The organism is Microbacterium sp. Ag1, from assembly GCF_001005635.1.
Classification (GTDB): Bacteria; Actinomycetota; Actinomycetes; order Actinomycetales; family Microbacteriaceae; genus Microbacterium; species Microbacterium oxydans.
Genome location: NZ_LBCR01000030.1, coordinates 35,839 through 62,837 on the forward strand (window position 1 = coordinate 35,839; position 26,999 = coordinate 62,837).

General features: G+C 68.8%; 24 protein-coding genes. 13 read left to right on the plus strand and 11 right to left on the minus strand.

The window, feature by feature from the left end; translation table 11 throughout:
• The first annotated feature begins 51 nt into the window (after nucleotides 1-51).
• The 4 genes from AAY78_RS10410 (at nucleotide 52) to AAY78_RS10425 (ending at nucleotide 5,624) form a co-directional block, all read left to right on the plus strand.
• Nucleotides 52-798, plus strand: a complete 747-nt coding sequence (locus tag AAY78_RS10410) for a YaaA family protein (RefSeq protein ID WP_046748246.1) — start codon at nucleotides 52-54, stop codon at nucleotides 796-798.
• Between the two features lie 110 nt (nucleotides 799-908).
• Complete coding sequence (locus AAY78_RS10415) at nucleotides 909-1,709, plus strand: DUF5684 domain-containing protein (RefSeq protein ID WP_197077691.1); 801 nt, start codon at nucleotides 909-911, stop codon at nucleotides 1,707-1,709.
• A gap of 299 nt (nucleotides 1,710-2,008) precedes the next feature.
• Nucleotides 2,009-2,806, plus strand: a complete 798-nt coding sequence (locus tag AAY78_RS10420) for a PP2C family protein-serine/threonine phosphatase (protein ID WP_046748247.1) — start codon at nucleotides 2,009-2,011, stop codon at nucleotides 2,804-2,806.
• Between the two features lie 58 nt (nucleotides 2,807-2,864).
• Entirely contained in the window at nucleotides 2,865-5,624 is a 2,760-nt protein-coding gene (locus AAY78_RS10425) for an FtsK/SpoIIIE domain-containing protein (RefSeq protein ID WP_046748248.1), read from the plus strand.
• A gap of 33 nt (nucleotides 5,625-5,657) precedes the next feature.
• On the opposite strand, the gene AAY78_RS10430 is transcribed toward AAY78_RS10425, so the two are convergent.
• On the minus strand, nucleotides 5,658-6,653 hold the full coding sequence (locus AAY78_RS10430; protein ID WP_046748249.1) for an asparaginase: 996 nt from the start codon (nucleotides 6,651-6,653) through the stop codon (nucleotides 5,658-5,660).
• 67 nt (nucleotides 6,654-6,720) lie between these two features.
• Between AAY78_RS10430 and AAY78_RS10435 the strand changes: the two genes are divergently transcribed.
• A complete protein-coding gene (locus tag AAY78_RS10435) occupies nucleotides 6,721-7,215 on the plus strand; it encodes an OsmC family protein (protein WP_046748250.1) in 495 nt (164 codons plus the stop codon).
• A gap of 29 nt (nucleotides 7,216-7,244) precedes the next feature.
• Here AAY78_RS10435 and AAY78_RS10440 read toward each other — a convergent pair whose 3' ends face one another.
• Nucleotides 7,245-8,042: a lysophospholipid acyltransferase family protein gene (locus tag AAY78_RS10440; RefSeq protein WP_046748251.1), complete on the minus strand. Its 798-nt coding sequence runs from the start codon at nucleotides 8,040-8,042 to the stop codon at nucleotides 7,245-7,247.
• 123 nt (nucleotides 8,043-8,165) lie between these two features.
• Here AAY78_RS10440 and AAY78_RS10445 point away from each other — a divergent pair, with 123 nt between their 5' ends.
• Both AAY78_RS10445 and dxr read left to right on the plus strand, forming a co-directional pair.
• Complete coding sequence (locus tag AAY78_RS10445; protein ID WP_046748252.1) at nucleotides 8,166-9,128, plus strand: FKBP-type peptidyl-prolyl cis-trans isomerase; 963 nt, start codon at nucleotides 8,166-8,168, stop codon at nucleotides 9,126-9,128.
• 37 nt (nucleotides 9,129-9,165) lie between these two features.
• Entirely contained in the window at nucleotides 9,166-10,248 is a 1,083-nt protein-coding gene (gene dxr / locus AAY78_RS10450) for a 1-deoxy-D-xylulose-5-phosphate reductoisomerase (protein ID WP_046748253.1), read from the plus strand.
• Nucleotides 10,249-10,319: 71 nt separating this feature from the next.
• On the opposite strand, the gene AAY78_RS10455 is transcribed toward dxr, so the two are convergent.
• From AAY78_RS10455 to AAY78_RS10465, 3 genes are all read right to left on the minus strand, one after another.
• The gene (locus tag AAY78_RS10455; RefSeq protein ID WP_046748254.1) at nucleotides 10,320-11,942 is read right to left on the minus strand and encodes a Mur ligase family protein; all 1,623 of its coding nucleotides are present in this window, start codon (nucleotides 11,940-11,942) and stop codon (nucleotides 10,320-10,322) included.
• A gap of 92 nt (nucleotides 11,943-12,034) precedes the next feature.
• Nucleotides 12,035-12,709, minus strand: coding sequence for a YcnI family copper-binding membrane protein (locus AAY78_RS10460; protein WP_046748255.1), 675 nt, complete (start codon nucleotides 12,707-12,709; stop codon nucleotides 12,035-12,037).
• Between the two features lie 93 nt (nucleotides 12,710-12,802).
• Nucleotides 12,803-13,387: a hypothetical protein gene (locus tag AAY78_RS10465; RefSeq protein WP_052748738.1), complete on the minus strand. Its 585-nt coding sequence runs from the start codon at nucleotides 13,385-13,387 to the stop codon at nucleotides 12,803-12,805.
• A 64-nt stretch (nucleotides 13,388-13,451) separates the two neighbouring features.
• On the opposite strand from AAY78_RS10465, the gene AAY78_RS10470 reads away from it, so the two are divergent.
• Nucleotides 13,452-14,765, plus strand: coding sequence for a M50 family metallopeptidase (locus tag AAY78_RS10470; RefSeq protein WP_156172641.1), 1,314 nt, complete (start codon nucleotides 13,452-13,454; stop codon nucleotides 14,763-14,765).
• A gap of 105 nt (nucleotides 14,766-14,870) precedes the next feature.
• Here AAY78_RS10470 and AAY78_RS10475 read toward each other — a convergent pair whose 3' ends face one another.
• Both AAY78_RS10475 and AAY78_RS10480 read right to left on the minus strand, forming a co-directional pair.
• Nucleotides 14,871-16,754, minus strand: coding sequence for a chorismate-binding protein (locus tag AAY78_RS10475; protein ID WP_046748256.1), 1,884 nt, complete (start codon nucleotides 16,752-16,754; stop codon nucleotides 14,871-14,873).
• Nucleotides 16,755-16,925: 171 nt separating this feature from the next.
• Entirely contained in the window at nucleotides 16,926-17,552 is a 627-nt protein-coding gene (locus tag AAY78_RS10480; protein ID WP_046748257.1) for a pyroglutamyl-peptidase I family protein, read from the minus strand.
• An 81-nt stretch (nucleotides 17,553-17,633) separates the two neighbouring features.
• Between AAY78_RS10480 and ispG the strand changes: the two genes are divergently transcribed.
• The 3 genes from ispG to AAY78_RS10495 all read left to right on the plus strand — a co-directional run bounded on the left by ispG (nucleotide 17,634) and on the right by AAY78_RS10495 (nucleotide 20,055).
• A complete protein-coding gene (gene ispG, locus AAY78_RS10485; protein ID WP_045265366.1) occupies nucleotides 17,634-18,764 on the plus strand; it encodes a flavodoxin-dependent (E)-4-hydroxy-3-methylbut-2-enyl-diphosphate synthase in 1,131 nt (376 codons plus the stop codon).
• Between the two features lie 17 nt (nucleotides 18,765-18,781).
• Nucleotides 18,782-19,114 carry a nuclear transport factor 2 family protein gene (locus AAY78_RS10490; RefSeq protein WP_046748258.1) on the plus strand — a complete coding sequence of 111 codons (333 nt, stop codon included), beginning with the start codon at nucleotides 18,782-18,784 and terminating at the stop codon, nucleotides 19,112-19,114.
• 74 nt (nucleotides 19,115-19,188) lie between these two features.
• Nucleotides 19,189-20,055, plus strand: coding sequence for a hypothetical protein (locus tag AAY78_RS10495; RefSeq protein ID WP_046748259.1), 867 nt, complete (start codon nucleotides 19,189-19,191; stop codon nucleotides 20,053-20,055).
• A 44-nt stretch (nucleotides 20,056-20,099) separates the two neighbouring features.
• Here AAY78_RS10495 and AAY78_RS10500 read toward each other — a convergent pair whose 3' ends face one another.
• Nucleotides 20,100-21,515, minus strand: coding sequence for an RNB domain-containing ribonuclease (locus AAY78_RS10500; protein ID WP_046748260.1), 1,416 nt, complete (start codon nucleotides 21,513-21,515; stop codon nucleotides 20,100-20,102).
• Between the two features lie 68 nt (nucleotides 21,516-21,583).
• Here AAY78_RS10500 and AAY78_RS10505 point away from each other — a divergent pair, with 68 nt between their 5' ends.
• Entirely contained in the window at nucleotides 21,584-22,354 is a 771-nt protein-coding gene (locus AAY78_RS10505; RefSeq protein WP_046748261.1) for an isocitrate lyase/PEP mutase family protein, read from the plus strand.
• A 42-nt stretch (nucleotides 22,355-22,396) separates the two neighbouring features.
• Nucleotides 22,397-24,157 (plus strand): proline--tRNA ligase, encoded by a 1,761-nt coding sequence (locus tag AAY78_RS10510; RefSeq protein WP_046748262.1) that lies wholly within the window; start codon nucleotides 22,397-22,399, stop codon nucleotides 24,155-24,157.
• Between the two features lie 29 nt (nucleotides 24,158-24,186).
• Here AAY78_RS10510 and AAY78_RS10515 read toward each other — a convergent pair whose 3' ends face one another.
• From AAY78_RS10515 to AAY78_RS10525, 3 genes are all read right to left on the minus strand, one after another.
• Nucleotides 24,187-24,690, minus strand: coding sequence for a pyridoxamine 5'-phosphate oxidase family protein (locus AAY78_RS10515; protein WP_046748464.1), 504 nt, complete (start codon nucleotides 24,688-24,690; stop codon nucleotides 24,187-24,189).
• 100 nt (nucleotides 24,691-24,790) lie between these two features.
• Nucleotides 24,791-25,390: a TetR family transcriptional regulator gene (locus AAY78_RS10520; protein ID WP_046748263.1), complete on the minus strand. Its 600-nt coding sequence runs from the start codon at nucleotides 25,388-25,390 to the stop codon at nucleotides 24,791-24,793.
• 21 nt (nucleotides 25,391-25,411) lie between these two features.
• Nucleotides 25,412-26,872, minus strand: a complete 1,461-nt coding sequence (locus tag AAY78_RS10525) for an APC family permease (protein ID WP_046748264.1) — start codon at nucleotides 26,870-26,872, stop codon at nucleotides 25,412-25,414.
• Nucleotides 26,873-26,999 lie beyond the last annotated feature (127 nt).

The following is a 26,999-nucleotide window of genomic DNA, read 5'->3' on the forward strand; positions in this document are numbered from 1 at the left end:
CGGCACCCTCAAGGGTCCCGAGGCGGACGCGTCTGTATCCACCGAGGTTTCATGAAGATCCTGCTCCCGCCGTCCGAGACCAAGCGCGAGGGTGGCGACGGTTCGCCACTCGATCTCGAGTCGCTCGAGCTGCCGTCTCTGTCGGCGCATCGCACCGCCGTCATCGATGCGCTGATCGAGCTCGCCTCCGACGAGGAGACTGCGCGTCGGGTGCTCAAGTTGAGTGAGCGTCAGAGCGTCGACATCGCCCACAATCGGGTGCTTCGGTCGGCGCCCACGATGCCGGCGATCGATCGCTATACGGGGGTGCTGTTCGATGCTCTCGATGCCCGATCCCTGTCATCAGCCTCCCGCAGATGGCTCGGTGAGCATGTCTTGATCCACAGTGCGCCCTTCGGCCCTGTCGGCGCTCTGGATCAGGTGCCCATGTACCGGCTCGCGGCGGGGACGTCGGTTCCCGGGCTTCCTGCCCTTCGACGCCACTGGGCCACCGCGACATCCGCTGCTGTGGCGGACGCCGCACCCGCGTTCATCCTCGACCTGCGGAGCGAGGCCTATGCCGTGTTGGGCCCGGTGCCCGATTCGGTCGCTTCTGCGTACGTCCGTGTCGTGACGGAGCAGGGGAGAGCCCTCAATCACTTCAACAAGAAGTCCAAGGGCTTGCTCGTGCGTGCGATCGCCGAGGAGCGACCGCGCGTCACGTCCGCTCGGGGCTTCCGTGTGTGGGCGGACAGGCGGGGGCTGGTCTTCCGGGACGGTGAGGACGACGGTGTCTGGGAGCTGGTCGTCGAGGAGTGACCGGCTCACCGTGGGCGATCGCGTTTCCGGGAGAGATTCCCCCGAACGCGCCCGACGGCGTAAGGGACATGCGCGGAAACCCCGGGAAGCGCTAGTGTGTTCAGCGCATGATGACCCGTCATGAACTTCTGGAGGGAACCATGAACGACTACTACGGCTATGACGGCCTGTCAGGCGGCGCGGTCGTCGCGTTGATCCTGGTCTACACGATCCTGCCACTCGCCATCTACGCGCTCTACTCGTGGTTCTACATGAAGATCTTCGAGAAGGCAGGCGTGCAGGGCAAGTGGCGTGCCTGGGTGCCGGTCTACAGCACCATGATCTTCTACAAGCTCGGTGATCTGAGCCCCTGGCTCGTCCTGTACCTCATGGGCGCCGGCATCGTCGGGGCGATCATCCCGTTCCTCGGCTGGTTCCTGATCCTCCCGCTCGTCGGCATCGCCGGTCGCGTCATCGACCTGATCGCCGCATGGCGCGTTGGTCTGAAGTTGCAGAAGGACGCCGTCTGGGTCGTGCTCTACTTCTTCCTGCCGCCGGTGTGGCTCGGTATCAACGCCTTCGACAAGTCGCGGTGGAACCCGGCCATCCAGCCCGCGTCCTGGGCAGCGAACGGCCTGCTCGGAGACCGGACGGTCTGGGACGGCATCCCCGCTCAGGCATCGGCTGCAGCTCCCAACGCTGGTTACGGTTCGCCCCAGGGCTACGCTCAGCCCGGCCCGCAGGGCTACGCCCCGCCGGCGCAGCCCGGTTACGCGCCGCCTGCACAGCCCGGTTACGCGCAGCCTGCTGCACCGGCAACCGGCGCACCGGTCCCTCCGGCCACCCCGCCCGCGGCGCCGTCGGCTCCGCCCGCCGCACCGCCGGCTTCGCCCACCACTCCGCCCACGGATCCCACACAGCCGCCGGCGTGATCATCTGACGAGACGGCATCGTCTGGCACAGAGCCCCCGACTCCTGTCGGGGGCTCTGTGCTGTCGCGGCTGGTTCTCCACCCGCGGCGCCCGCTAACGTGGACGATATGCTCTCGTCCCCGTACCGCGCAGGCACCCCCGGTCACATCTTGCTTCTCGGCTCAGTTCTCGCGGGCTCGCTGCCTTCGTCGGCGGCTCCGGACGCACGAGCGTGATCGCGGTGTACGTGACTTCTACTACGATGTGTTGTGAGTATCCTGCGACCGTCCGACCCGCCGCAGGCCCATCGGAGGCAGCACGTGGCTGAGACGAAGACGCAACGGATCACGGTTGCGCAGCGCACGCTGCTGCTCTCCTGGTCCGGTATCACCGATCAGGGGCGCCGTCGCGAGACGAACCAGGACGCCTTCTTGGCCGACTATCCGCTGTTCATCGTCGCAGACGGCATGGGCGGCCATGCCGGTGGCGAGATCGCGAGTCAGAGCACGGTGTCGCGCCTCCAGGCCATCGTCTCGTCGGGGAAGGTCGATCGCCCGTCGATCGAGAGCGCACTCGAGTTGGCTGTCGGCGACATCGCCGACCACCCCGAGACCACCGACGAGGGCACGGGCACCACGCTCACGGGCGTCTACCTCGATACCGAGGGCGACGAGGCCCAGTGGATCGCCTTGAACATCGGCGATTCCCGCGTCTACCTCCTTCGGGACGACAAGCTGGTGCAGATCACGACGGATCACTCGGTCGTGCAGGAACTGATCACGGCAGGCAAGCTCAGCCCGGAGGAAGCCGAAGGGCACCCCTACAGCAACGTCATCACCCGCGCGGTGGGCGCGAGCGAACTCACGGCGCCGGACTACGTCTCCATCGACGTGCGACCCGGTGACCGGTTCGTCGTCTGCTCCGACGGGCTCACCAAGGAGCTCACCGACTACGGGATCCAGCACTTCCTCCGCGAGCACGACGACCCGGGGGCGGCCGTCGATGCGATGCTCGCGGCGGCCCTGGAGAACGGCGGTCGCGACAACGTGACGCTCATCATCGTCCAGGTAACGTCTGAGGACGACTCCTCCTCCCCGATCGAGGACACCGCTCAATAGTGTCCTGAGGCTGTGGAGACTGCGCGCCCACGGCCTGCGATGCGATCGACTCGAGGGCATGGATTCCCTCCCGATCGCCTTGCCGTCCGCGCAGGCACCACATCACCGCGCTCCTGTGCCGTTCCTGGCCGCCATCGTGCCGATCGCCGCCGGCGTGGTGCTGTGGTCGATCTCGGGCTCGCTCCTGGCTCTGTGCTTCGCGGCACTGGGGCCCCTGATGATCGGGGCATCGCTGGTGGACGCGGCTCGCCTCCGGCGTCGGGAACGGCGACGCGGAGAGCAGAAGATCGAGGAGGGGTGGGCCACGGCGGAGGCCGAGCTGGTCCGCCGCCACAGCGAGGAGCGCAGGGCGCTGTGGCAGCGCCGCCCTGACACCGCGACCTGCATCGTGCGATCCCCGCTTCGAGGAACGCAACCCGTCGATGAGGAGACCTGGGTCGTCGTCGGCTCGGGCCCGACAGCGAGCGAGGTCCGTTGCACCGGGGGCGAAGATGAGCGCGGACGAGCCTTCCGCGAACGATGCCGTGTCATCGACGCCTCGCCCGTCGTCGTGCCACTGGGGGGAGGGATCTGTCTCAGAGGAGCGGGTCCGCTGACGGCCGCCGCCGCGCGAGCTCTGATCCTGCAGCTGTGTCTACGCTTCGGGTCCGCGCAGTTCTCGCTCGTTCCGACAGGTGGCGTCGACCTCCTCGAGGTCGATCTCGTCGGCTGGGGACTCGGCGGCCTGCCCCATGCACGACGGACTCGTCGCAGGGCGTTCCGGCTGGGGGTCGGGCCCTGCGCCGGGGAGAGACCGGACGCGGACGCGCTGATCTGCACAGCCGCTCCCGGTGGGGAGGTGCCGGAGGGTGTCACGGCGGTGATCGACATCGTGGAGCCGGGGCTCGCAACGCTGCGTACGGCGAGCGGGACGACAGCCGTCGCCGTCGAGTTCCTCTCGTCGAGGCAGGCCGAAGTGCTGTCCAGCGAGATCGCGCACCGGGGTGACGAGGCAGGCGCGCCTCCCGATTCGGTGGCGCTTCACGAACTCGAACAACCGCACGAGGTGGAACGGCTGGCGGCGGCGATCGGCCGGGGCGAGCGGGGGAGCATCGTGGTCGACATCGTCGACGACGGTCCTCACGCGCTCGTGACCGGCATGACGGGGACGGGGAAGAGTGAACTGCTCGTGAGCTGGGTCGCCGCGATGGCATCGGTACACGGGCCGGACCGGGTGACCTTCGTCCTCGCGGACTTCAAGGGTGGCACCGCGTTCGAGCCGCTGCGTGCACTTCGGCATGTCGTCGCCGTCATCACGGATCTCGATGACGCGGGGGCACGACGTGGCGTCTCCAGCCTCACGGCGGAGCTCCGCCGACGGGAGGCACTGCTCGCGGCGGCGGGGGCTCGCGATGTGCGGGAGGTCTCGATACCGAGGCTGGTGATCGTCGTCGACGAGTTCGCAGCGCTGCTCGCGGAGCACGCCGACCTGGGCGCGGTCTTCACCGATATCGCCGCCCGTGGCCGTGCGCTCGGCATGCATCTGATCCTCGGCACGCAGCGAGCTTCCGGTGTGGTCAGAGATGCCCTGGCGGCGAACTGCCCCCTTCGCATCAGCCTCCGCGTGAGCGACGCTGCCGACAGCCGGCTGATGCTCGGCAGCGAGGCGGCAGCAGCGCTCCCCGGGGACCCGGGATCACGGGGGCTTGCTCTGGTGCGGAGACCGACGGACCAGGAGGCCCTCGCTCTGCGGGTCGCCCTGACGGAGGCATCCGACCTCCGAGAGGTGGCGAAGCGATGGGCGGCAGGAGGTCAGCCGTCCAGTCCCTGGCTGCCGTCGTTGCCCTCGCTTCTCCCACTCGGTGAGCTCCTCGGCGAGGCCGGCGTGGGGTCCAACACCGTGGTCATCGGACGCGCTGACGACCCCGACCGGCAGGCGCAACCTCCGGTTCTCCTGCAATGCGGGCGCGAACGGGGGATCGCGGTTCTGGGCGGGCCCGGTTCCGGCCGAACCACACTGCTGAGGACTGTGGCAGCCCAGTGCGATAACACCTCATGGATGTCCGGCGATGCCGAGGAGGCGTGGGATCTGCTCTCCGCATGGGCGGACGGCACCCGGCGACCTCCGACCGTGGTTCTCTGCGACGATGTCGATGTGCTGGTGGGGAGCCTGCCGCCGGAGTACGGCCATCAGCTCGTCCAGCGCTGGGAGCAGGTGCTTCGCACGGCCCACGGCACGACCTTCGTGGTGACCGCGGCCAGGGCGAGCGGCGCCTGGGGACGTATGCTCGATCTCCTGCCGCGTCGCGCGCTGCTGCGTATGTCGACGAAGCTGGAGCATCTGGCGGCAGGAGGCGAGCCGTCCGGATTCCTTCGTGATCGTGCTCCGGGGCGCGCGAGGATCGGCGATCAGGAGGTTCAGCTGGCGTGGGCCGACGAAACGGAGTCCCATCGGCCCACGGACCAGACGGCAGCGGTGTGGCGGCCGACGTCCGCGCTCACAGCGATCGTCACCGCCGGGGCTCAGGAGGTCATCGCCCGTCTGCGTCGCGCGCATCCGGACTGCGAGGTGAGGGAACCGGGGGCGGAGCCGGCGGAGACCGATCGGCCGTGCGTCGTGGTGGGCGATGCGGAGGCTTGGCAGCGGAACTGGACACTCTGGCAACGGGTGCGATCCCTGGGCGAGGTCCTCATCCGCTGCGAGCGTCCGGCTGATCTCCGCCAGTTGATCGGCGCCCGCGAGTTGCCCCCGTACGCCCGTCCGCATGCGGGTCGAGCGTGGTCCGTGATCGGGGCTGAGCTGCCACGAAGAGTGCACGTGGCCGAGCTGTCGCCGTGAGGAGCTCTGGGAGGTCGGAGGTGGGGCTCCCGGTCAGATGCCCGCGCCAGGGCGGATGGCACCGACGTCGGCGCCGCCGCCGAGCACAGTGAGGGGGAGAGCCTCGCCGAGGGCGGCCACATCCGCATCGGTCAGACCGCCCGCGCGCGCCAGGAGGGTGGCGGCCACGATCGTCGAGGCACGAGTCGCGCCGTCGAGCATCTTCAGAGCCACCGTCGTCCCGTTAGGGGCGACCATGACCATGACGCCCTCGGCGCCGTGCTTCGTGAACACGCCCAGCTTCTCCGTCGCGATGGTGTCAGGGCGACCCGGGCCCTCGATCGTCCACGGGTTCTCCCGTACAGCGCGAACCAGGGAACCGGCGACGCGATGCAGGGCGAACGGCGAGCGGTCGGACGCCGTTCCGATCCGATGGATCGCGCGTGCGAGACCGGTCAGGGTCGTCGCATGTACGGGCGCGCCGCACCCGTCGATCGCGGTGTGCGCGATCTTCTCACCCGTGAGGCGCTCGACGACGTCCCTGATGTGCTGCTGCAACGGGTGGGCGGGGTCGAGGTAGCCGTCGGTGGGCCAGCCGGTCGCGACACAGGCGCGGAGCATCGCGGCGTGCTTGCCCGAGCAGTTCATGCGCACGCGCGTGGGCTCACCGTGCTCGCGCACGAGTTCATCGCGCGTCGAGGAGTCGCTCGGCCACGACGCGGGGCAGCCCAGGTCGTCCTCTGTCAGTCCGCCCTCTGTGAGGATGTCGCGCACCACGGACGCATGCCGATCGGTGCCGACATGGCTCGCCGTCGAGAGCGCGAGCTGTTCGCCCTCGAGGACGGCGCCCGCCGTGACGCAGGCGATCGCCTGCAGCGGCTTGAGGCTCGAACGCGGCAGGATCAGGGCGTCGGCGTTGCCGTGTCGGGCGACGATGTCGCCGTCGGGGGAGAGGACGACGGCCGCGCCGGCGTGGCGGGATTCGACGAATCCGCTCCGCTCGACGACGGCGAGTTCCACGGAATCCTGAACGGTGAGAGTCTCCAGCACCCGTCAACTCTAGCTCGGCGTGCGAGGCTGCTCGCGTCGCGTCGGACGAGCCTGACAGACTGGTCGCATGGCAGAGACCAGTCCTCGCACTCTCGGCGAACACCGCTATGCGCTCACATCGACCTGGACCGGCAACACCGCTACCGGGACAACGGGATACCGCGACTACCGACGCGATGTGACGATCGAGATCGAGGGCAAGCCCGATCTCCTCGCCTCCGCGGACAAGCCCTTCCGCGGCGACGCGTCACGCTGGAATCCGGAGGACCTGCTGCTCGCGTCGCTCTCCGAGTGTCACCTGCTGTCTTACCTCCACGCGTGTGTCACGGCCGGCGTCGTGGTGGTGTCCTATCGCGACCGGGCGACAGGAATGATGCGCGAGGACGGAGCGGGCGGAGGATCGTTCGTCGAGGTGATGCTGCATCCTGAGGTCGTCGTCGCCGAGGAGTCGATGATCGAGGCTGCGGAACGCGCCCACACCCAGGCGAACGAATGGTGTTTCATCGCGAATTCGATGAACTTCCCCGTGCGTCACGAGGCGCGGGTCAGCGCTCTCTCCTGAGCCGCGCCGCGATCGCGACGACGGGGCGGTCAGCGACGCTCGTGCGGAAGAGCCTGCTTGATCTTCTCGATGGTTCCCTGCGCGGGAGCCTCGTTGTACGCACCCGCGAGCTCCTGGCCGGAGAGGCCGTGGATCGCGGCCATGATCTGGTCGGTCGCGAGGCGCCGAGCGCGCCCGCTGGTGGCCGGGCCGTGCGGCGAGAGGTCGAGCGGCTCGCCGAAGCGCACCGTGATGCGCTCCTTGAGGGTCGGCATCTTCGCTCCGACCGGCATCACCTTGTCGGTGCCGATGAGTCCGACCGGGACCACCGGAGCGCCCGTCTGCAACGCGAGGAACGCGACTCCGGTGCGGCCCTTGTACAGACGGCCGTCGGTGGAGCGGGTGCCCTCGGGGTACAGGGCGACGGCCAGGCCCTCATCGAGGAGCTGGCGCTGAAGGTCGAGGGCATCGAGCGCGGCCTGTCCCGCTCCCCGGCGCACGGGGATCGCGCCGATCGACTCGAAGAAGGTCTTGCTCATCCAGCCCTTGAAGCCGGTGCCCTCGAAGTACGCCGACTTCGCCAGGAAGTGCACGGGGCGGGGCGCGGCCACCGGGATGGCTATCGAGTCGATGAACGAGAGGTGGTTGCTCGCGAAGATCACGGGGCCTTCGAGCGGCACGTTCTCTCGCCCCTCGATCCGCGGCCGATAGACCAGACGAGCGAGCGGGGTGATGAGGCTCCGCCCCAGGGTGTAGGCGAACCCGGCGTGACGGGGCTTCGCAGTCGTCTCGGGTGAGGATTCCTCTTCTGACGAGGCTTCGGGCTCGACGGACTGCTCAGAGGTCATCAGAGCAGATTACTCCCGGATCCATGCCGGCGTGGGAATGAAGACTTGCGCCGCGCCTCCCAGCGCGGGCAAAGGGGTATGAGGCAGGATGGAGATTCCCGCCCGCGATCCTGAGGTCTCACTGTGCGTAAGCGTCCGCTCCTCGTCCTGTCCACTGTCGCTGCGGCGACCCTCCTGCTGGCCGGCTGTGCCGGTGGCGGTGCGCCCGAGAGTTCGGGCACCCCTTCGCCGTCCGCGTCGAGCGGGTGTCTGCTGAACGCGCAGCCCGGAGAGACGTCGGATGCGGTGACGGTCGATGGCGAAGGTCTTGACGCGAAGATCACCGTCCCCGCCGATGCCGCCTTCGCTGACGTGGAACGGACCATCGTGGCCAAGGGCGATGGGGATGAGGTGCTCGCGAACGATCTCGTCGGCGTGAAGTTCCAGATCGTGGATGCCGCGACCGGCGAGGTGGTCGACTCCTCCGCCCGGAACGAAGGCGGCGAGGCCTCCGTCCTCCTCGACCAGAACAGCGCGTCGCTCTTCATCGCCGCGCTCGAGTGCCAGCCGCTCGGCACACAGGTGGTGCTCGCGCTGCCCGGCAAGGTCTTCGGTGACGGCGGCACGAACAAGGTCGTCTATGCGGAGGCGGTCGAGAAGCTGCCGGAGGTGGCCACGGGCACACCGGTCGACCCGACACCCGGCATGCCGACGGTGAAGCTCGACGACAAGGGCGCTCCGACCGTCACGATCCCGGACGGCGACGCGCCGACCGAGACGAAGGTCGCCGTCCTCAAGCAGGGCGATGGCGCGACCGTGGGCGCGGGCGATCTCGTCGTCGTGCAGTACCTGGGCGTGAAGTGGTCCGACGGCAAGGAGTTCGACTCCAGCTGGAGCCGCGATGCCGCTCCGACGCAGTTCCAGACCACGGGCGTCGTCGCGGGCTTCCAGAAGGCCCTCGAGGGCCAGAAGGTCGGCTCGCAGGTCGTCGTCGTCATGCCGCCCTCCGACGGGTACGGCGCGAGCGAGGGACACGAACTGCAGAAGGAGAGCCTCGTGTTCGTCGTCGACATCCTCGCGACGACACCGGTTCAGGCTCAGCAGTAGCCGGTGCGGAGCCGCGGGCGTGACCTAGGCTGGCGGTATGCGTCGCGTCATCGTCCTCGGCTCCACCGGCTCCATCGGCACCCAGGCACTGGATGTGATCCGTGCTAATCCTCGTCGCTTCGAGCTGGTCGGTCTCGCCGCTGGTTCCAACGCCGAGTTGCTGGAGGCGCAGGCCGCGCAGTTCCAGATCGAATCCACCGCTCTCGGTGCTGTCGAGGCGGAGCAGCTCGTCCGTGACGTCGAAGCCGATGTGGTGCTCAACGCCATCACGGGCTCGATCGGACTCGGGCCGACGCTCGCCGCCTTGAAGGCGGGCCGCACTCTCGCCCTCGCGAACAAGGAATCCCTCATCGTTGGTGGCGACCTGGTGCTCGCCGCCGCTGCCCCCGGACAGATCGTCCCGGTGGACTCCGAGCACTCGGCCCTCGCGCAGGCTCTGCTCGCGGGCACTCATGCCGAAGTGCGCCGTCTCGTCGTCACCGCGTCCGGCGGCCCGTTCCGAGGACGCAGCCGTGGCGAGCTGACCCAGGTGACTCCGTCGGAGGCGCTCGCGCATCCGACATGGGACATGGGACGCATGGTCACGACGAACTCCGCGACCCTGGTGAACAAGGGGCTCGAGGTGATCGAGGCGCATCTGCTCTTCGACATCGCCTACGACGACATCGAGGTCGTGGTCCACCCGCAGTCGATCGTGCACTCGATGGTGGAGTTCATCGACGGGTCCACTATCGCACAGGCCTCACCGCCCGACATGCGTCTGCCCATCTCCCTCGGTCTGGACTGGCCGCACCGCGTCGGAGGCGTAGGGCGACCGCTCGACTGGTCCGCTGCGACCTCATGGACGTTCGAACCGCTCGACGGCGAGGCCTTCCCGTCCGTCGCTCTCGCGAAGTCGGTCGGACGCGCCGGCGGCACGTTCCCCGCGGTCTACAACGCGGCGAACGAACAGGCTGTCGACGCCTTCCACGAGGGCCGGCTCCCGTTCCTCGGGATCGTCGACACCATCGCCCGCGTCGTCGACGCGCATGACGCGCCCGATGTGCTCACCGTCGAGACGCTCGCCGAGGCGGAGGCCTGGGCGCGCGCGACGGCGGACCGGATGATCGCTGCGGCCTGACCGCGGGGGCATCCTCGTCGCATCGTCCTGCACGCCGGCACCGGAGCGCGGGTGCGCCCCGGTGATCCCGATCAGTCTTCGTCGGGGTAGGGGACGGGCCAGCGGGAGTCGGGAACGGGCCACCCGGCCGCGCGGAGCGCACGACGGGCGAGCTCGCGTGCGGAGTAGGGAGTGCGGACACCGCGGATGTCGCGGTAGTCCTGATGTCCCGGTCCCGCCCAGAGTATGGCGTCGCCGTCGCCGACCAGGCCGACGGCGGTGACGATGGCGTTCTCCGGCGGTGAGGCCTCATGGATCTCAGCGTCCGGTCGCGCGCGGCGCGCACCGTCGATGAGAGTGGCCCGGATGGATGCGGGGTCCTCGAAGCGGGGGTGGTGGTCGGTGACGACGAGGATGTCGCTGCCCTCCACGGCTGTGCGCGCCATGTCGAACCGCTTGCTCGCGTCCCGGTCGCCATCGGCGCCGAACAGCATCAGCACCTTGCCGGGAGTCACGCGGCGGACGGCGGCGAGCGTCTTCTCGAACGCGTCGGGGGAGTGGCCGAAGTCGACGAAGACCGCGGGGCCCGTGTCGCCGGAGACCAGTTGCGTGCGTCCTGGCAGATAGGCGCGGATGCCGCCGTCGCGGGTCAGGGCCTCGGTGATGCGATCCCAGGCATAGCCGCCCTCGAGGAGCATCACGATCGCCAGAGCCGCATTGGCGGCCATGTGCGGACCGATCACCGGGACCGTCGTCGTGAGGGAGCCGGCCGGACCGGTCATCGTGAACGTGGTTCCGGCCGCACGCTCGTCGTCGATGACGACGACCCAGTCCGCGGCGCGGGCGGCCTCGGGGTCGGCGGCGATCGATGGAGTGCCCACCGTGACGACGGGGATCTCGGAACGTTCGACGACGATCGCTCCCGACGGCGAGTCGAGGCAGATGACGCCCCGCTTGGCGCGGTCGGGACGGAAGAGCGGCAGCTTCGCCTCGAAGTACTCCTCCATGTCCGCGTAGTCGTCGAGATGGTCGTGGCTGAGGTTGGTGAATCCGGCGACATCGAACAGGATGCCGTCGACGCGGTGACGGGAGAGAGCCTGCGCGCTGACCTCGACGGCGACGGCCTCGACCGCTCGCTCCCGCATGAGAGCGAGCAGTGCATGCATCTCGGAGGCCTCGGGGGTGGTCAGGCGCGACACGATGACCTCGCCGGCGATGTGGCGCTCCGCAGTGGAGGAGAGTCCGGTGACGACGCCGATCTGGTCGAGGATGCCCTCGAGCAGGTGGGAGACGCTGGTCTTCCCGTTGGTCCCGGTCGTCGCGAACAGCAGAGGAAGCGGATCGTCCGCGCCGGTGCCGTAGACCCAGGCGCTGAGGTTGCCGAGGACCGCGCGAGGATCGTCGACCACGAGGATCGGGAGGCCGGCGGACTCCGCGATGACCGCTCCGGCCTCGTCGGTGATGACGGCGACGGCGCCCTTCTCGGCGGCGGTCGCGGCGAAGTCCGCGCCGTGCCGGTTGACGCCCTGGATCGCGACGAACGCCTCGCCGGGGCGCAGGTCCGCGGTGGCGAGGGTGATGCCGGTGAGGGCCACGCCGTCGACATCGCCGCGGACGGTGCGGGCGAAGCGGGAGGCGAGTTCGGACAGCTCACGCCGGGGCGGGTTCGCGGGGCGGAGCACGGGAGGCAGGCTCGGTTGTTGTTCAATCGACATGGCGCATCAATGATCTCATGACCGGGGTGAGAACCCCTCGCGAGCGGCCTCTCGCGTGCCGGATCCCGGAGCACGAGAGGCCGCTCCCACGGTCAGGCGCGACGGCGGTAGGCGACGATCGCGACGACCAGTCCGGCGAAGCCGGCAAGCAGCCCTCCGGCTCCGAGCGCCACGCCCAGGGGGTCGGACGCCGTGGCCGGGCTCGAGGCCTCCGCCGCGGCATCGGATCCGGCGTGCTCACCGTGTCCGTCCGCTGCGGCAGCGGTCACCGAGACGACCGGCGCCGGCGCATCGAGGCTGTGCGGATCTTCGCCGTTCTCGGCGAGCTGCGTCCACTCGGTGGCACCCTCGACGCACGTCTGCACGACGGGGAACGCCAGAGTGTCCGGTGTGTCCTTATCCAGTCCGACGCCCATGCTCACTGCGCCGCGGAGATCCGTGGGAACGGGCGCGACCGCGGTGTAGGTGACAGCGCTGACGAGACCGTCGTCGCCCCGTTCGACCTGGATGTCCCAGTCGGAGTCCATGGTCGGTGAGACGGACGCGAGACCCTCTGGCATCGTGATGCGCAGCGCGGTCGTCGGCGAGTTCTCACAGCCGTGCGAGAACGAGAACGTGAGGACGCCGTGGTCCCCGGCGGCGAGCTCGTCGGGGCTGACCCCGACGTGCGCTCCGGCCATGAGGGGTGCGGTGACGGCAAGGGCAAGGCCGCCGACGAGGCCGGTGGTGGCGAGGCGCAGACGGTGGGTACGGGTGTTGCGGGTCATGAGATCTCCTGATCGATGTGCGGGCACGCCGGTGGCGCGTCTCCGCGAAAGGGATGCCACGCGTGTCCGGGTGGCGTGTTCGAGTGCGACGGATCAGTCGCGCAGGAGAGCAGGGGGTCCGCGTCGCGGCAGAGCGGACGAGACCGCGGCGTCGAACGGCGAGAAGACCATCGAGCGCAGACGCGCCGGACGGCGGTGCAGCGCGGGCACCACTGCGGACGCACGTCGGAGGAGGGCATCGACCCAGCGCGCGACCACCCGGACGATCGCCTCGCCGTGCCACACCAGCAGCGTGGTCAGCACAGCCGCGACGAGGTGCGCCGAGAGCATGAGCGCGCCGGGGGCCGCAGCAGGGGACGGCGATGCGAGGAGGGAGAGGTCGAGGTGATGGGCGTGTCCACCGTCGGCGATCGGCGCCGCCACGGTGGGCGAGCCCAGCACCTGGAACACGACGTGGAAGGCGGCCTGCCCGAGGAACACGGCGAGCGCCACCCTGGCGCGTGACTGTCGGACTCCGACCAGGAGAGCCGCGAGCGGGGTGATCAGACTCGTGACCGCGACGATCAGCAGCACATGCGGAGCCGCACCGCCCCCGAGCGTGTGGGACAGCGCCGCGAGCAGTGTCGCCACGGAGGAGACGGCGGCAGCACGCACGAGTCGCAGCTGCCGGGCATTCACGCTGACAGCCTAGTCGCGCCGCAGCGCCGGGCGGATTCCTAGCTGGGGGCACTAACGTTGGCACGTGGAATTCCTGCTCTATCTGGCCGGCATCCTCTTCATGCTGATCGGCCTCGGGCTGTCGATCGGCCTGCATGAGGTCGGGCACCTCGTCCCCGCGAAGCTCTTCGGCGTGCGCGTCGGCCAGTACATGATCGGCTTCGGGCCGCGGCTGTGGTCCAAGCGCATCGGCGAGACCGAGTACGGTTTCAAGCTGCTGCCTCTGGGGGGCTTCATCTCGATGTCGGGCATGTATCCGGCATCGAAGAACTCCGGTCCGGCGTCGGGCGTCTTCCGCTCTTTGATCCAAGATGCTCGCAGTGCCAACGACGAGACCATCGCAGAAGGCGCCGAAGACCGCGTCTTCTACCGGCTGCCGGTGTGGAAGCGCGTCGTCGTCATGCTCGGCGGGCCCGCCATGAATCTCGTGCTCGCGACGGTGATCTTCACCGTGCTGCTGTCCGGCATCGGTGTGCAGCAGGGGACGACCACGATCGCTTCGGTGACCGAGTGCGTGGTCCCGGCGGGTTCCACAGCGACCGAGTGCACGCCGGATGATCCCGCGTCTCCGGCAGCGGAAGCCGGCATCAGACCGGGCGACGTGATCGTGTCGGTCGACGGGAAGCCGGTGTCGACCTTCGCCGAGGCCACCGTGATCGTGCAGGCGTCCCCGGGTGAGACGATCGACATGGTCGTGCGGCGCGACGGAGCCGAGAAGTCGCTGAATCTCACGCCGATCGCCGCGGAACGCACGATCACGGATGCGAGTGGCCAGCCGATCCTGGACGACACAGGCAAGCCCGTGGTCAAGGAGGTCGGCTACGTCGGCATGGGTGCGCAGATGGGATACGTGCAGCAGCCGTTGACCGCGGGGCCGGAGATGGCTGCGGACAGCACGGCGCGCGTCGCATCGATGATCGTCACGCTCCCTGTGCGTCTCTGGGATGTCGGCGTGTCCCTCGTGACCGGCGGTGAACGCGATCCGAACGGCCCGCTGAGCGTGGTCGGCGTCGGTCGCCTCGCCGGCGAGGTCGCCGCGACCGATGCGCCGATCCTCAACCGCTTCGCGTTCCTGCTCGGGCTGCTGGGCTCGCTGAACATCGCGCTGTTCGTGTTCAACCTGATCCCGCTGCTCCCGCTCGACGGCGGCCACATCGTGGTCGCGCTGTGGGACGGGATCAAGCGCGCATGGGCCAAGCTCTTCCGTCGACCCCCGCCGGCACCCGTCGACGCGACCAAGCTCGTACCGCTCACCGTGGTGGTCGCCGTGGCCCTGATCGCGATGGGTGCCCTGCTCCTGGTCGCCGACCTCTTCAACCCGGTGAACCTGCTCGGCTGATTCCTTCGGGGTGTCTCTTCCCGGCGCGTTGGACCTCGGCCTTGCCGCGGCGGACATGCCGACAGTGCCGACACGCTGGCAGCGGACAGCCCGCGACCGTCAGCCTCAGGCGAGGGCGTGGGTCACGAGGCGTTCGAGCGTCCGGATGCCGTCTCGCGAGAGGATCGACTCGAGATGCCCCTGCACGGAGGCGAAACGGTCTCCTCGGAGCGCGTAGATATCGCCCGAATCCGCGTCTGCGGACACTTCGGCGTCGCCGACCGCGCTCGTGCCCGGGGCGACACGCGCGGTGAAGGTGTTGTAGAAGCCGATCGATGCGTCTTCGCCGAACACCGGGACCGACTTCTGCAGCCCCTGGTGCGGTGCGTCGAGAGGAGTCAGGGCGATGCCGAGGCGGTCGGCGAGGATCTGGTGGCTCAAGCACACGGCGAGCAGCGGCATGCCGGAGTCGAGGCGACGGGTGACGACGTCGCGCATCCTGGCGATGCGGGCGCTCTGCGCATCCCGCGGGTCACCGGGGCCGGGGCCGGCGACGACCAGGTCGGCGGCATCCAGGTCGGCATCCTGTGCGTCATTCCAGGGCACGATCTTCACGGCGAGTCCGAGATGACGGAGCTGGTGCGCGAGCATGGTGGTGAAGCGGTCCTCCGCGTCGACGACGACGGCGGAGCGTCCGGCGAACGGACCGGTGAAGTCCTCGCCCTGCGGGTTGAGCCAGAACTCGGCCAGGCGCGCGTTTCGTGATTCCAGCAGCTCGGCAACGGTCGGGTCGTCGGCGAGGGCGTGCGCGTCACCGGGAGCGTCCGCATCGCTGCGAGCTTCGGCCACATGATCGCGGTCGATCGCCCCGATGGCACCGAGCACACCCGCGGCCTTGCCGTGCGTCTCGGACACCTCGCCCATGGGGTCCGAGTGTCGGACCAGCGTGGCTCCGACAGGCACGCTGAGCGCGCCGTCCTGGAGATACACGGTGCGGATGAGGATGGGGGCGTCCAGGTCATGGCCGCCGTCCGCGTTCGGGGAGAACAGCGCCGCGACACCCGAGTAGTAGCCTCGCGGCTTCTGCTCGTGACGACGGATCACAGCGCAGGCGTTCTGCATGGGCGAGCCGGTGACCGTGGGAGCGAACATGGTCTCGCGCAGGATGTCGCGGGGGTCGAGCGTGCTGCGTCCGCGGAGCATGTATTCCGTGTGCGTGAGCCGCGACATCTCCTTGAGGTGCGGACCGGTGATCCGTCCTCCATCGGAGCAGACGGCGCTCATCATCTTGAGCTCCTCGTCCACGACCATGAACAGCTCCTCGGTCTCCTTCGTGGAGGCGAGGAAGTCGACCAGCGTCTCCTTCGTCGCCCCACCCGCCGGGTGACGGAAGGTTCCGGAGATCGGGTTCATGGTGACGATGCCGCCCTGGGCGACCACATGCGCTTCGGGACTGGCGCCGACGGCGATGTGACCGGGGGTGAAGACCGCGAAGGTCCAGTACGCACCGCGCTCGTGTGTGAGCAGCGCACGGAACCAGGTCAGGGCCGCCGTCCGGTCATCGACGTCGACATTCGCGGTGAAGTCCCTGCGGATGACGAAGTTCGCGCCCTCTCCGCGGCCGATCTCGTCCGCGATGACGTTCTCGACGATCGCCGCATACTCTGCGTCGGCGATGTCGAAGCCCTCGTCGTGCAAGGCGACCGGCTCACTCGGCAGCGCGGAGAGGAGCTCGGCGGTCGGAAGGTGCAGGTGCTCGTCGACGACCACGCACCGCAGCGGTGCGGCGTCGTCCTGGGCGACGAAGCCGCGCTCGCGAACCTGGCGGTAGGGGACCATCGCGAACACCTCACGAGGCGTGCCGTCGACGGCGAGGGGGATGTCGGCGAGCAGGTCGACATCCCGCACGTCGCCGCTGAGCAGCTCGACGGTGTCGGCTCCATCGCGGGCGATGAGGACGAAGGACGCGGTCGGATCGGCGCGGAGCTCGGCGAGTCGCGAGAGGGTCATGAGTATCTCCTGTGCTGTGCTCCGGCTCGGCGCAACGAAAAGACCGCCCCGGGGGCGGTCTGAATTCGTGGGAACGCGAACACACCGCCTAGAAGGCGGGCCACCAGGTGAAGTTCGCGAGCATGGGGCCGAAACTACCACATCGGCCGCGATGACCCGCGCGGCATGACGTCACCAGATGCTGCCGCCCGGCTCCTTCGTCTCGGCATCGAGGGCGTGATCGACGACCAGGCGCACGGCGCGAGCCAGCTGCTCCTCGCTCAGATGAGGAGAGCCGGACGGCGCGGTCCCCGTCGACCAGGGAAGATGCACGAACCCGGCGACGGCGTCGGGGCGCACCGCCCCCAGCGCGGTGTACAACACGTGATTGCAGACGTAGCTGCCGGCGGACAGCGAGGACCGGGCAGGGATGCCCGCCGCGTCGATGACCCGCACCAGATGCTTGACGGGAAGTGTCGAGAATCGCGCTTCGGGACCGCCCGCCTCGCTGGGAACGTCGATCGGCTGGGCGCCGTCGTTGTCGGGGATGCGCGCGTCCATCAGATTCACGCCGATGCGCTCCACCGCGACGTGGGCGCTTCCGCCGGCGAGCCCGGTGCAGACGACGACGTCCGGTGCGTGTCGGGCGATGAGGGCGCGAAGCCGCTGGGCGGATGACTCGAATGCGACAGGAAGAGTCGCGATGACGAGCTCGTGCGGTCCCTCGTAGTCGACCGCCACCGCGTTCACCGCATCCGCCGACGGATTGCGCTCGGCGCCGTCGAACGGTTCGAAGCCGGTGAGGAGGATGACTGCCATGGTTCCAGGGTAGGTGCGTCCGTCCAGCCCACATGCATCCTGGCGGCGTAGTCTTGAGGGGTGCCAGCAGTGAACCTCGGAATGCCGAAGATCCCCGAAGTCCTCGCCCCGCGCCGTAAGTCACGGCAGATCAAGGTGGGCAAGGTTCTCGTGGGCGGCGACGCTCCCGTCAGCGTGCAGTCGATGACCACCACGAAGACGACGGACATCAACGGGACGCTCCAGCAGATCGCCGAGCTCACCGCGTCGGGTTGCGAGATCGTGCGTGTCGCGGTACCGCACCAGGATGACGCCGATGCGCTGAAGATCATCGCGATGAAGAGCCAGATCCCGGTGATCGCTGACATCCACTTCCAGCCGCGCTACATCTACACGGCCATCGATGCCGGGTGCGGTGCGGTGCGAGTGAACCCCGGCAACATCCGCGAGTTCGACGGCAATGTCGGGAAGATCGCGGAGGCCGCCAAGGCCGCCGGTGTCTCCCTGCGAATCGGTGTTAACGCCGGCTCGCTGGACCGCAGGATCCTGGCGAAATACGGCAAGGCCACCGCTGAGGCCCTCGTGGAGAGTGCCGTCTGGGAGGCATCGCTGTTCGAGGAGCACGACTTTCACGACTTCAAGATCTCGGTCAAGCACAACGACCCCATCGTGATGGTGAAGGCGTACCGTCAGCTGGCGGAGCGGGGCGACTGGCCGCTGCACCTCGGAGTGACCGAGGCCGGACCCGCTTTCCAGGGAACGATCAAGAGCGCCACCGCCTTCGGCATCCTCCTCGGCGAGGGGATCGGCGACACGATCCGGGTATCTCTCTCCGCACCGCCGGCGGAAGAGGTCAAGGTCGGCCACCAGATCCTGCAGTCGCTCAACCTCCGAGAGCGCAAGCTCGAGATCGTCTCATGCCCCTCGTGCGGTCGCGCACAGGTCGACGTGTACACGCTCGCCGAGAACGTCACCGAAGGCCTCAAGGACATGACCGTTCCCCTGCGGGTCGCGGTGATGGGCTGCGTCGTCAACGGTCCAGGTGAGGCTCGCGAGGCCGATCTCGGCGTGGCTTCGGGCAACGGCAAGGGCCAGATCTTCGTGAAGGGCGAGGTCATCAAGACCGTGCCGGAGGCGGACATCGTCGCCACTCTCATCGAAGAGGCCAACCGGATCGCCGCCGAGATGGGCCCAGAGGCGCCGCTCGGCACCGCCCAGGTCGTCACGGTCTGAGCGGCGAGGAGCACGAGATGTCGGATTCCGCCCTCCCTGTTCCCGTCAGGGCGATGATCGACGCGATCAACGCCGCGGACACGGATGCGTTCGTCGCCGTTTTCACGGCCGACGGGTTCGTCAGCGACTGGGGCACGGTCAAGGCCGGTCCCGACGGGGTCCGCGCATGGGCGGGCAGCGATGCGATCGGCGCCGGCGCGCGTATGACCGTGCTCTCGGCCACGACCGAGGGAGACACCACGCGCATCCGCTTCGGCTGGGCGAGTCGGGTCTTCAACGGCGAATCCGACGGCATCTTCGTGGTCGACGGAGACAAGCTCGCCAGCTTCACCATTCCGCCGTCCCACTGACCGATCTGACCGAGGTCCGCGGGCGTCGAACGCGCCGCCATCTCGAGACCCCGACGTCGTATCCGAGGAGAACCATGTCGACGCCCACCATCGTGACCTTCCCGACAGGGACCGTGACCGGAGACGGGGTCATCGCCCGCGTGGAGCAGACGCCCGAGGGCACGATCGTCGTGGTCGACGAGACGCCCTTCCACCCGGTCGACCACACCTGGCCCGACCAGCCGGGTGACACAGGGAGCATCGCCGTCGGCGACGACACCGTCCGAGTGGTCGAAGCCGTCATGGCCGCGATCTCGGACGAGGGGGAGTTCGCGGTGGGAAGCGCGATCCCCGTCAAGCGCGGTGCTGAGGGCTGGACCTGGCTCGTCGGACACCTGATCGAGGGGGCCGCCCCGGCATCCTTCACGGAGGGCGCTCGAGCCGACCTGACCGTCGACGCCGCTCGTCGTGCCGGACTCAGCCGCGGGCACACCGCATGCCATGTCGCCTCGCTGGCGCTCGATCTGGCCCTCGCCGATCTCTGGCGCAAGGAACCGGGGGAGGACGCTCTCGGCAACCCCGACTTCGAGGGTCGCGCCAACCAGTCCAGCCGCATCCACGAAGATGGCGCTGTCGACGAGTACCGGCTCGGGAAGAGCCTGCGCCGGGCCGGCTTCGATACCGAGACCTTCGCCACGACCCTGTCCGAGCGCGAGCGACGGATCAATGAGCAGCTCGCGGCATGGGTCGCCTCAGGTGCTGTGAGCAGCATCGTGACGGAAGGGCCCACGATCGTCGATCGGCGGCGCTGGCACTGCGATCTCCCGGAAGGAGAGGCCGTGATCCTCTGCGGGGGCACGCACGCGGAGTCGCTCTCGGAGTTCGCCTCCATCGTCGTGAGCCTGGACCTGAGCGATCCTCAGCTGCTGGTCATGACGACCGTGGCGGCTCCCGCGCGCTGACGTCAGCGGACGGCGCTCCCGCGTCGGACGCTGCTGTCACCGAGTCAGAGAGCGAACTCGACCTCTCCCGTGCCGATATCGGCACTGATGATGCGAAGCCGGACGACGTCGCCCGGTCGTGCCTCTGAGGGAATCGGCGCGGTCGCCGTGACCACCGGCTCGGTGAGTTGGACGGCAGCGCGCTCTCCGCGCAGCTCGATCACGGTGGCATCGACCGTCGAGCCGATCAGAGGCGTGAGGAGCGCGGCTTCCACGCTGTTGACGGTGGCCGCGTTCAGCCGCGACGCCCGTTGTCCCGACTCCTGCATCAGCGCGGGAAGCTGTGCGAGCGAGGAGCGGATCCACGCGGGTATCGGCTCGCCGTTCGACACCGCGAGGCAGATCGCGAGGACCCAGCGATCGACCAGGCGGCGCAGGGGAGCGGTCGCGTGCGCGTAAGGGGCGCCGATCGCCGCCTGCACGGCATCGTCCGGCGCCTGGCCGTCGAACACCAGATACCCGGCGCCACGGAAGAGCGACGACGCGGCTTCCAGCACCGGGAGGGTCAACGGGTCGGTACGGTCCAGGGCCCGGAGATAGTCCCCGTACGCGCCGGAGGTCCACGGGCGGCCGAGAGCTTCGGTCTGGTGTCGGAACGTGTCGAAGGCCGCTCCATCCGGTTCCGGCATCGTCCGCAGGATGCCCACTCCGGCGTCGAGCATCAGCGTGGCAGCGGCCATCCCCGTCATGAGCGAGAGCTGGGCGTTCCATTCCTCGACGGGAAGCGGGCGTCGACGTTCGATCGCGTAGGTGCCGTCGTCTCCGCGCACCACCTCCTCGTCCGGCAGGTTCAGGCTCGCCCCGCCGCGCAGTCGCTCCTGCTCGAGCCGCAGAGCACCGATCTCGGGCAGCAGCGCGGCGGGCCCGTCCTCTCCGCGGTCGAGCGCATCCTGGGTGGTCCCGTAGTCGAGCTGCGCGCGCGAGCGGATCAGGGCGCGTTGCAGACGGAAGTCCGAGACGATGCCCGCGGGGTCGAGCTCGAAGGTCCAGACGAGCGCCGGACGGTCGACGTCGGGGAGCAGCGAGGCGCGATCCTCGCTCAACACGCGCGGGTGGAGCGGGATCGTGCCGTCGGCGGCGTACAGGGTCTGTCCTCGCCGGCGCGCCTCGACGTCCACGGCTCCACCGGGGACGACGAACCCCGGGACGTCGGCGATCGCATACCGGACGGTGTACCCCGTTCCGGCGCGCTCGAGATGGAAGGCCTGGTCGAGGTCTCGGGAGCCCTCCGGATCGAGCGTGGCGAAGGGGATCTCGCGAAGATCGAGCTCCGGTACCACGGCGGTCGCGGCCTCCGCCTCGGCGATGACGTCGTCGGGGAAGTCGAGGGGCGCATCCATCGACTCGCGCAGAGCAGCGAGCGCCGATGCCAATTCGGTCTGCGCGGCGGACGGGGCGACGTGCGATCGGCGCTGAGGCATGGTTCCAGACTAGGCGCGGGTGCGGGTGAACCGGCCCTGCCGAAGCCATCCCGCGTTAGCGTGGAGTCATGATCACTGCAGCCAAAGCCCAGACCCTCGTCGGACTCTACGACGCACCGGAGATCCTCCGTGTCGTCAACGTGTGGGACGTCGTCTCCGCACGAGCGGTCGCCGCTCTTCCCGAGACGAAGGCGATCGCGACGGCCGGACACGGGATCGCCGCATCGTTCGGCTACGAGGACGGCTCGACGCCTCGCGACATCATGATCGACATGGTGGGTCGCATCGCGGCCGCCGTCCCGGTGCCCGTCACGGCAGACCTCGACGACGGGTACGGGGATGCGGGAGAGACCACCCGCCTCGCGATCGGAGTCGGCGTCGTCGGTGGGAACGTCGAGGATCGCCTCAAGCCGCTCGACGAGTCCGTCGCAGCGGTGGAGGCGATCGTGAAGGCCGCACAGTCGGAGGGCGTCTCCTTCGCTCTCAACGCCCGCACCGATGCGTTCGTCCGCGCCGGCGGTCGCTCCGTGCAGGAGAGCATCGCCGATGCAATCCAGCGTGGTCGCGCCTACCTCGATGCCGGCGCGACGGCGGTCTTCGTCCCCGGCATCCTCGACATGAACGTGACCCGCCAGCTCGTCGAGGGCATCGGCGAGCGCAAGGTGAGCGTCATCGGGATCCCCGGCGCCCTCGCCGCGTCCGAGTACGAGAAGCTCGGCGTCGCACGCATCTCGTACGGCCCGCTTCCGCAGCGGGTGGCTCTGACGGCCCTGCAGGAGCTGGCGGCCGACCTCTACGCGGGTGGCGTCGTCCCGGCGAACCTCCCCGCTCTCAACTGACGCGGTCGAAGACGGGTGACCACGGCTCACTAGACTTGCTCCGTGGTCACTCGTCTTTCGAACTTCTTCCTCCGCACGCTCCGTGAAGACCCTGCAGGCGCAGAGGTCGCCAGCCATCGGCTGCTGATCCGGGCGGGATACATCCGCCCGCAGGCCGCCGGCATCTTCGCGTGGCTGCCACTGGGGCTGCGCGTCAAGTCGAAGATCGAGACCGTCGTCCGGGAGGAGATGGCAGCCGCCGGCGCGCAGGAGGTGCATTTCCCCGCTCTCATGCCGCGTGAGGCCTACGAGGCCACCGGGCGCTGGGACGAGTACGGCGACCTGCTCTTCCGTCTGCAGGACCGCAAGGGCGGCGACTACCTGCTCGCGCCCACGCACGAGGAGGCGTTCACGCTGCTCGTGAAGGACCTCTACTCCTCGTACAAGGACCTGCCCCTCACGATCTTCCAGATCCAGGACAAGTACCGCGATGAGGCACGCCCGCGGGCGGGTCTGCTCCGCGGACGCGAGTTCACGATGAAGGACGCGTACTCGTTCGACTCGTCAGACGAGGGCCTGGACGTCAGCTACCAGGCGCAGCGCGACGCGTACGAGCGCATCTTCCAGCGCCTCGGACTCGAGTACGTCATCGTCCAGGCCGACGCCGGCGCGATGGGCGGCTCCCGGAGCGAGGAGTTCCTGCACCCCACGCCTGTCGGGGAGGACACGTTCGTGCGGAGCGCGGGCGGGTACGCGGCGAACGTCGAGGCCTTCACCACGGCGGTGCCAGAGGCCATCGCTTACGACGCCGAGGCGTCCCCGGTCATCTTCGACTCCCCGGACACGCCGACCATCGACACGCTGGTGGCTCACGCCAACCGCGAACTCGACGGCGAGTACACCGCTGCGGACACGCTCAAGAACGTCGTCCTCGCCCTCACGCACCTCGATGGCACCCGCGAACTGGTCATCGTCGGCATCCCCGGTGACCGCGAGGTCGATGAGAAGCGCGCCGAGGTGGCCTTCGCGCCCGCCGAGGTCGAGACGGCCACCGCGGACGACTTCGAGAACAACCCGCTGCTGGTGAAGGGCTACATCGGTCCGTGGTCGCCGACGGGAGCAGTGCTCGGCGAGGAGTCGGCCACCGGCATCCGTTACCTCGTCGATCCGCGCGTGAGCGAGGGCACGAGCTGGATCACCGGCGCGAACATCGACGAGAAGCACGCGCACTCCGTGGTGGCCGGCCGCGACTTCGCCGCCGACGGCATCGTGGAGATCGCGAACGTGCGTGCAGGCGATCCCGCCCCCGACGGCTCCGGTCCGGTCGAGCTCGCTCGCGGCATGGAGATCGGGCACGTCTTCCAGCTCGGACGCAAGTACGCCGAGGCATTGGGCCTCAAGGTGCTGAACGAGAACGGCAAGCTCGTCACCGTCACGATGGGCTCGTACGGCATCGGCGTGACCCGTATCCTCGCGATCATCGCCGAGCTCAACAACGACGACAAGGGCCTCATCTGGCCGGCGTCCGTCGCGCCGTTCGACGTGCAGGTCGTCGCCGCGGGCCGCGACCAGGTCGCGTTCGAGGTCGCGGAGGGGATCTCCGCTCAGCTCGAAGCCGCGGGGCTCGACGTGCTCTACGACGACCGGCCGAAGGTCTCGCCCGGAGTGAAGTTCGGAGACGCCGAGCTCGTCGGTGTGCCGAAGATCGTCATCGTCGGTCGCGGGGCCGCAGAGGGCCAGGTCGAGCTGTGGGACCGCGCCACCGGGGAGCGCGAGGCCGTCTCCGTCGACGAGGTCGTGCCGCGACTCTCCGCCGCGCACTGACCCCACAGTGAGCCTTCACGGCCGCATCGTCAGCAGACGATGCGGCCGTGGTTCATGGTGTCGTGGTCCGGGGTGTCCCGGGTCACGAGCGACTTCAGGGCACCCGCCGCGAGCGCGAGCCTGCCTTTCGAGGGCTCCCAGAACTCGGTGACCTTCGGCGTGACCTTGAGGAGGGCGATGCCCGGGGTGTCGAGGCCGTCCGCGAACCAGATCTCCAGGGACGCGGAGTAGAGCTCCTCCATCTTGGCGCGGTCGTGCACCACTTCTGCGGTGCCGGCGACCGACACGTATCGCATGCCCTTGGCATCGCAGTAGGCGAGGCCCACGTCGTGGTGCTTTCGGGCCCTGTGGACCTTCTCGGTGTCCTCAGCGGTGAAGAACCAGATGTCGCCCGCGTCGTCCATCTGCCTGGTCGACATCGGCCGACTCACGAGGTTGCCGTCGTCGTCGGTCGTGGTGAGCATCGTGATGTCGATGTCCTCCACGAGTTCGGCGATGCGGGCGAGGGCTTCGGGTCCTGTGATCTCCGTCATGACGTCAGCGTGCCGTGCGGAGCGTGCGGGCACACGGGCATTGACAGGGAGCAGCCGCCGTGCTCGACATCGCCGAAGGCAGACGAGCGGACGGCGGGGCTCAGGCGCCGAAGTCGCAGTCGAGGGCAGTGCGGGCGTAGGAGAGGATGTTCGACCGGTACGTCTGCGCTCCCAGCTCGACGCCGATCAGCGGGTAGAGGTCGTACGCGTCCTCGAGAGCGACGATGTTCCGTGCGATCACGGTGAGGTCGGCGGTGGGGCGGAAGGTGCCGAGCGCCGTGCCGATCTCGATCGTCGATCTGTAGAGCGCGACCTGCCGTTCGACGATGGAGCGGTGCAGGGGACGGTACTGAGGCTGCTCCCGCAGCAGGGGGATGCTCTCGTACGCCATGCGCAGATGGTCGCTGATCTCGTCCGGGATCCCGGCCGTGACGAGAGCGACCAGACGCTTCGCCGGGTCGGGCTCGTTCTCGGCGAGTGCGCGTCGTCTCTCGTACATCTCCTCCAGGACACCCTCGACGGTCGCATACATCAGCTCGTCGAAGGTGGAGAAGTAGTACAGCACGCTCCCCGCGCTGACCGAGGCCTCCGCGGCGACCGCGCGCACGTTCGTGCCGAGGAGACCGCTGCGCCCGGCGACGCGCCTGGTCGCGGAGATGAGCTCCGCCCGTCGGGTGGCGTGCTTGCGCTGCTCGGCCACGTATCCTCCTCGCGCCTGGCGCTACTCGTCGTCGGGAACGAGCGTGGTGAGTTCAGCATAGTGGCGGGGACGACGTCGCTTCAGGACGATCCCGACGACGATGCCGGCCACGAACAGGGCGGGGGTGGGGGCGAGGAGCGCGAGGTTGACGGGCCCCTGGAGACCGGTGACGAGATCGAAGTTGGTCGCGATGAGGACGAATCCGACGATCAGACCGAGCGCCCCGAGCGCCGGTGCGACCAGTACCCGCCAGATGCTGTGGCCTCGCCGCCCTCTCAGGAAGAAACCGACCACGGCGATGGCGGCCACGGCCTGGGCGAAGACCAACCCGGCCACGCCGATCGAGTACACAGGGAGCGCGAAGCCGAGGAAGGGATCCGCTCCGCTGATGATCGTCACCGCGATGGCCACGAGCGACACGATCGAGATCACGAGGCTTGCGTGGTGAGGTGCCTGCGTCGTCGGCTGGGTCTGCGCGAGCCACGACGGCAGCAGACGCTCCCGTCCGAGCGAGAAGAGGTACCGGGAGCTGGCGTTGTGGAACGCGAGGAGGCAGGCGAAGAAGCTCGTGACGATCAGCACCCGCATCGTCACGGACGCCCAGGCGCCCAGGTACGCGTCGCCGGCGTGGAAGACCATGTCCTGGAAGTCGTCCTGCAGGGCGAGGCGCAGCACGCCCTCGATGCCGAAGGCGACCGTGAGGATCCAGAACGTGAAGGCGTAGAAGACGCCGAGGAACGCGATCGAGATGTATGTCGCGATCGGCACGGTGCGTGCCGGATCCCGCGCCTCCTCGGCGTAGATCGCCGTGCTCTCGAAGCCGAGGTAGGCACCGAACCCGAAGACGAAGAGCGCGCCGCTCCCGGCGGCGAAGAAGACGTTCTCGGGCGCGAAGGAGGCGAACGAGATCGGCTCGGGGCCGCCCGAGGCGAGCACGGCGATTGCGAGGACGAGCAGGATGGCGACCTCGGCCGTGAGCAGGACGCCCAGAACCTTGGCACCGACATCGATCTTGCGGTAGCCGAGCACCCCGACGATGACGAGCGCCAGCAGCGCGTAGACGGTCCAGGGCAGATCGATGCCGAAGAGTGCGGAGAACGTCATCTCCCCGAAGAACCCGACGAAGCCGTAGAAGCAGATGCACAGGGCGGTGTAGGAGAAGATCGTCACGAACACGATGCCGATGCCGACGGGTTTGCCGAGTCCTCGAGCGCCGTAGACGTAGAAGGCGCCGGTGTTGCGCACATACCTCGACATGGCGGTGAAACCGAAGGCGAACAGCATCAGCACGACACCGCTGGCGAGCATCGCGCCCGGGCCGCCGATGCCGGCGAGACGGAAGTCCGTGGCTGCAGCGCTGGCGACGACCGTGAGGGGAGCTGCGGCGGAGACCACGAAGAAGACGATCGCCCAGACTCCGAGGCGCCGCTGGGCGAGCGTCGTTGTCGTGGTCGTGGGGACGGAGGGATTCGGCTGAGACATCTGCGGCTCCGGAATCTGCTGTCGGAAGGGTGCGTATCGGACGGTACGAGATCTTGAACAGTGATTCAAAAGGCAAAGACGGGTTAAGTCAAGCAAAACATGCGTTGGGTGACGTACTCTCTGAACA